The organism is uncultured Fibrobacter sp., from assembly GCF_937877005.1.
In the GTDB taxonomy this organism is placed as follows: Bacteria; Fibrobacterota; Fibrobacteria; order Fibrobacterales; family Fibrobacteraceae; genus Fibrobacter.
In genome coordinates this window covers 1-5,727 of the sequence record NZ_CALEFV010000349.1, presented here as the reverse complement: position 1 = coordinate 5,727, position 5,727 = coordinate 1, and the positions used below count along the sequence as shown (strand labels likewise).

Sequence of the window (5,727 nt, the reverse complement as noted above, 5' to 3'; positions counted from 1 at the left end):
CAATCTCTTTTTTTGCCGAACGGACGACTTGAACCGCGAACTCATAGCCGCTCCAAAACGCTTTCGCCTGCAGAACGCCCTCCTTAGGCGGCAAGTTCGCCTTCACGAAGAAATCCACCTGCTTTTCGAGATAAATGACCCGAGAATCAATGTTTTCCAACCTGTTTTCATGGGCAACAAGGCGCTGGTTTACGCTGAAGCCCTTCAACATGTGCTCTTTGAGGACACGGTTTGCCCACTGACGGAAGCGTGTGCCTTGAATTGATTTGACACGATAACCAACAGAAATTATAACATCAAGGTTATAGAATTTTAAAGTCCTTTTAACCTTACGACTTCCTTCACTGGCAACTTGTAAATATTCTTTACAAGTTGAATTTTTCTCCAATTCCCCTTCATCATAGACTTTTTTAATATGAACAGTGATATTTTGAGGCACCGTCCCAAACAGTTCAGCCATCTGCGCCTGCGTCAGCCAGACAGTATCCTGATCCACGCGAACCTCGATGTGAAATTCGCCCCCTTCCGGCTGATACACGATGATTTCGTTCTTCTCGCCGTCAACTTCACCCGACGGCAACAAACCGACATTCTTCATCATTCCTCCCTCCGCCTACATGCATAAAAAAGGCGGGGCTTTGCTTGTTTTACACCGTGCGCGAAAAGCAATTTCTACACACTTGTGCACTAAATATAAGTTACCAGATGGCAGATGTCAAGAGGGTTTGACAAATTTATAGAAAGGGGAAAGCCTTCCCCACGCTTCAACCGCCTTCGGCGTTTTCCGCAACCCCTTCTAGCGGGCGCTCAGGCGCCGCGCCCGCAACGCCTAGGCTTGTAGACGCCAAAAGGAACATAAGTTCCAAAATGGAACTTAAGCATTACGAATGTTAATTCTTTTTCGTAGATAATCAGCAAGCTCTTTATCGCAGCAATATATGTAACACCCCTTCATGCCGCGAGTCATAAGTGTCTTGTACGTGTTTTTGATAATTTCATCTGCAATTTGAAGGGCCTGAGCGGGATTCTTTTTATAAATAGACTTAATCCCTTTTAATGAGTTGTCGGTTCTTGCTCGTTTTGTGAAATCAGTAACAATTTTACCATTTTCATAACGAAGATCATTTCCGATTATAACCCCAACATACTCAAATTCCAAGCCCTGCGATGTATGGATGCAACCCACTTCGTTTATTGAGCCGGGGTCAATGGCATACGTTGATGAATTTTTTAGGTTCCAACTCATTGCAAAGGAATCTATTTTGATGTCATGAACATTTGTGTCGTTTTCACCTTTTTTGTTCCAATCCCAACAATATCCTGCCAGTATACGGGATCTATTATTGATTTTGTTCTTTTCAAAAATAATATCGCGGACCATTTCTGGCTTATCGAGAACTCGAAAATCAAAATCAAGCCCCTCTAGATTATAATTCGCTGTTTCCCTTATTTCTAGAACATCATCAAGCCATGCTAAATATCCATCTGAACCATTGCAGCGGAATTGAGACTTCAATTGAACGTACTCAATTTGGGAGTTTAGCTGGGAAGCCCATTTCTTTATTTCTTCAATGGAGCCAATATCTTGAATTGTCACTCTTTGACATTCATCAATAAAGAATACACTACAATATGAGGCTTTGATTATTTCTTTTATTTGGTTTTCACCCTTGTTGTGGAACATTCCTGATTTTTCATTTAATCGATGTGATTCATCGGCTAATATGGTATGTACAGCATTTGTTGGTGAATCCGTGTAGATTCCCGATCCTTTAAACATATTGTCTACACTGCTTTTTCTAAACAGGCCTTTTAGTTTCGCGAGATAAACATTTCGGGGTGCAGAATTTTTCGATGTATATTGAACGAATTGTCCTTGTTTCGTCAATTGAGCCAGAAGATTTATTGCAATTACTGTTTTTCCTGTTCCTGGTCCGCCTTCAACGATAATGGTTCTCTTTTTTTCTTCTTTTAACGATTTCTGTGCCCAATCAAGAATTTGCTCGTAGATTACTTTTTGTTCGTCAATTAAGGTGAATTCCTTGTTTCCTTTCAACATGTTGCAAATAGAATTTTGCAAGCTCTTTGATGGACGAATTTTTCCATGGTCAATTTGGTAAAGAATTTCTTTATCGTCACCTTTCTTAATGCAATTTTTTATAAAATCTCTAAGTTTTGAAACTTCGCCCTTAGTGAACGCCGGCGCATCATCTAAATAGGGCTTGTATGGATTTGCATCTATCGGGTCACTTTGCTCCTTCCTAATATAGTTGTGGAGGTAGGCACATGGGGATAATCTAATTCGAGAATCTTGTACAGATTGATTGTAATCCTCAATCATTTTTGTATACGACCAAACTTGATATGAGGGATGGACGACAAGACGATTTCCTTTTCCAATGTATGTTTTAACCAAAGCATCCGCGGAATAAACTGCTTCTAGTTTTTCCCATTGTTTTAGTTCAATGATAACTGCATTCGCTCGGTTTTCTTCGTCATATCCTGAAATAATAAAGTCAACGCGCTTGCTTGTTTGAGGAATATTGTATTCTATAGCAATCCCTGCATTATGCGGAATATTATTATCATTCAGGACCTTATACATGTGCTGAAGCGAATTGTCCCATGAACGAAATTCATTTTCCGGAGAGACCTTTCCCATTTTCGTCCATATTGTGTTCTGAACTTCAATTGCAATGGTGTCATTTTCAACACTCTTCATGAATTCGGCTTTGATTCCGCTATATACAATCATCGTTCTTTCCCCTTACAACTCGTTATACTTCTTCGCAGATCCCTTAGCCTTATTAACGGGATACTTCTCCCCGTTAATTCGCAACTTTTCGTCCATGATTTGCTCAATATCAAGATTATACTTGTCTGCGATTAGGAATGCATAATTAAGCACATCGGCTAATTCTTCCCGCACCTTTTCGATTTTTACATCTTCAGGTTTCTTCCAAAGGAACGCATTGAGAAGCTCCGATGCCTCGCCAGAAAGGGCGATGGCGAGGTCCTTGCCGTTATGGAATTGGTCCCAGTCGCGGTCAATGGTGAATTGCTTGACCTTTGCTTTCATTTTTTCAAAATCGCTCATTTCTCACCTCGTCTGGAATCAAACATCTGCTTTGCCATACTGTAGGCATCTGCAAAAGGCAACTGCAGTTTATCAAGCATTTCGGGATGTGAAATGGCCCAGCTTACATAGTAATAGGCGAGCAGTTCATAACCGCTAAAATCTTTTCCGGGAACATTGTTCAACTTGTATCCGCTCTTTTGTGCAGGACTAATTCCATTTTGCCCAACCATAGCGCATTCAAAAGCAATTTTTTCAATGTCTTCCGGCAGCAGCCTTTCAAAGTATTCCAATGCCCCGACCATATAGGAGGACATCATGACGGCAATCATCGGGTCTGCTGTTGCGGGATTGTGCGTTTCGTTGAACTGGTCCTGATTTCTGTCGGCCTCTGTCTTGATTTCGCTATTTTCTACGCCGGAAAGGGTGAAATATTTTACTAAACCAAGTGTTGTGGCAATCTTTTCAAAGACTGTATATTCGTCACCAGCGTTGAACGATGCAAGAGAATTTTCAAATGCCTTGAAGAATTCCGTGGCTCTGTTCATCATGTTTTGCGATGGCTTGTACTGATTGACAAAATCCAATCCATAGAGTTTGCGTAAAAGCAAGGACTGAAGCATGTTCAACAGTTTATTCGTGTCCTTAATAATTTGCGGAAATTCAGCAACATTCGCAGTCTGTCGCACGGCATCGATGTTGCTTGATTCCATTGCAAATAAAGATGTCAACTGAAGCGGTCTGAATTCTGCCTTCTCATAGATTTTCTGTTCCACGAACAAGTCTAGCGGGGCATTCATCACCTGCAATGACAATCCCTGGAACAAGTGCTTCGCCAACTTTTCTGATTGGACTGCACCAATCTTTTTCTTGACTTCGTCAAAATGACGTTTGTAGTCTTGCAAGAAATCGTCAAAATTTCGCTGCGTAAATCCGATGGTCTGGAGTTTTCCATTCCTTTGGGCGGAAAGCATCATCTCAAGGTGCGTCAATTCATGGAGCATGTAATGGCAATAGTTGCCATCTTTCTTGTATTTGACAACGTGATCCTTGCGATGATGGAAATCGGCGAATTCCAAATGTGCCAAGGTGTCCTGCTCGTCATCGCGCTCAAATTTGATGGTTACATTAAATTTGGTTTCAAAACTATGAGCTAATTCAAACACCCTGGATTCGTAATCTGTTGATTCCGCGATATCTCTTGCAGTGGTCAATAACAATTTTAAGAGTTCTTGACGGACGCCAGGATCTTCTGCACGATTTGCTCCTTTTAACGCCCCTTGGCTTGCGTATTCAAAAGCGTTGTCCAAATCATCCTTGTGATAGTATGCTAAAGCAATCCCATAATAGCTGTTTGTGTAGGTATTGTCTAATTCAAGGGCTCGCTTCATGTAGCGAATAGCGGTGTCATAATCTTTTTTCCGAATAAGCGTGCCCGCAACATTATTGAGTGCAATGGCGTTATCAGGGTAATATTCTAGAACCTTTTTATAATACTTGTCTGCTGCGTCAACATTGTTTTTCCCGTTAGCAAGAATGTTGCCCATCATGATTAGCGCCCACATGTTTTTGGGGTCGATGAGGAGTGCTTCAAGAACTTCGTCCATTCCTTTGTCAATTTCGCCTTGCTGAAACAGAACTTGTCCGAGTAAGCGATGTGCCTCAGAATATCCGGGGCATGCCTTGATGGCCTTATGCAGCAAATCCGTTGCCGCATTGAATCGTCCTTCATTGCAGAGAGATGATGCTTTGTGAAAGTTGTTTTCGGCTTTTTCGAGTGCGTCTGTGTCGAAAACGATACGGACTGCTGAATCGGATAGAATTTCGACTGTTGGAGGACATCCCTTTTCTGCAAAGTGGTGTACAATTTGCTTCTTCAATTCTTCGGCATTGCGGGCCTTAAAGTTCGATGTATCAACAGTCTGTATGACTTCAATTCTTGCCATGGGGGCATCCTTATCAGCGAGATAAGTCCCTGCAGCAAATGAACGATTTCCAACTTTTTTGAAAATAAAAAAGGCGTGGAGTCGCTTCGCGTGCTCACCACGACTGAGGGCTACCACACCCTTTTCTACGATAAGCACAAACGACCCACGCCCCAGATGGGACGTGAGTGTCCGTCTTATTCCCGTAGAATTTGAAAGTGGTAGTTTCAGTCGTGAGAATAAGAGACGAATCTCAAAATTTCCGGTCGCTCCGAACCATTCGGTACGGGGCTATGTCATGGGGAAATAGTAGTAAAAAAGTGACTGGATTCTTCGACTTCGCCTTGCGGCTACGCTCAGAATGACGATAAAAGGGGAATGCCCCGTCAAGCGGAGCATGACATTAGGGCGGGTGGACGGGGTAAGCGGGGGGTTTTAGGGGGCGGTGCCCCTTAGGCGACCTTTGGACACTTGGCCTTTAGGCCTTAGTGTACATGGCCACCTTTAGGTGGTGAGGTGCTGGAAGACTTGCCCTAGTTCGGTCTAGATCCTTCGACTACGAGCCTGCGGCTCTTCGCTCAGGATGACACACTCATGGCTCCAGGATGACACTAGGGCAAGGCTGCAAGCAGGGGGAGGCGTCCCCCTTTTACTATATTTGCGGTATGCCGTTTTTTACCAAAAGCAATCTTGTGGACTTGCGGGCGGAAGCCGAGCAGCTTTCGA

The 5,727-nt window shown here is 42.9% G+C and carries 4 protein-coding genes; all 4 read right to left on the bottom strand.

Features of this window, described 5'->3' with window-relative positions:
• Positions 1-601, bottom strand: a 601-nt coding sequence (gene rhuM / locus Q0628_RS15555; protein WP_298772566.1) for a RhuM family protein, incomplete at its 3' end; no start/stop codon positions are given.
• 273 nt (positions 602-874) lie between these two features.
• Positions 875-2,755, bottom strand: a complete 1,881-nt coding sequence (locus tag Q0628_RS15550; RefSeq protein WP_298772564.1) for a DUF2075 domain-containing protein — start codon at positions 2,753-2,755, stop codon at positions 875-877.
• A gap of 12 nt (positions 2,756-2,767) precedes the next feature.
• Complete coding sequence (locus Q0628_RS15545) at positions 2,768-3,097, bottom strand: nucleotide pyrophosphohydrolase (RefSeq protein ID WP_298772562.1); 330 nt, start codon at positions 3,095-3,097, stop codon at positions 2,768-2,770.
• Positions 3,094-5,160 carry a tetratricopeptide repeat protein gene (locus Q0628_RS15540; RefSeq protein ID WP_298772560.1) on the bottom strand — a complete coding sequence of 689 codons (2,067 nt, stop codon included), beginning with the start codon at positions 5,158-5,160 and terminating at the stop codon, positions 3,094-3,096. Before Q0628_RS15540 ends, Q0628_RS15545 begins: the two co-directional genes overlap by 4 nt.
• Positions 5,161-5,727: the final 567 nt, after the last annotated feature.

Excerpts from the sequence above, each read along its gene's own strand:
- Q0628_RS15550 (WP_298772564.1), bottom strand. The coding sequence starts at position 2,755 with ATGATTGTATATAGCGGAATCAAAGCCGAATTCATGAAGAGTGTTGAA.
- Q0628_RS15545 (WP_298772562.1), bottom strand. The coding sequence starts at position 3,097 with ATGAGCGATTTTGAAAAAATGAAAGCAAAGGTCAAGCAATTCACCATT.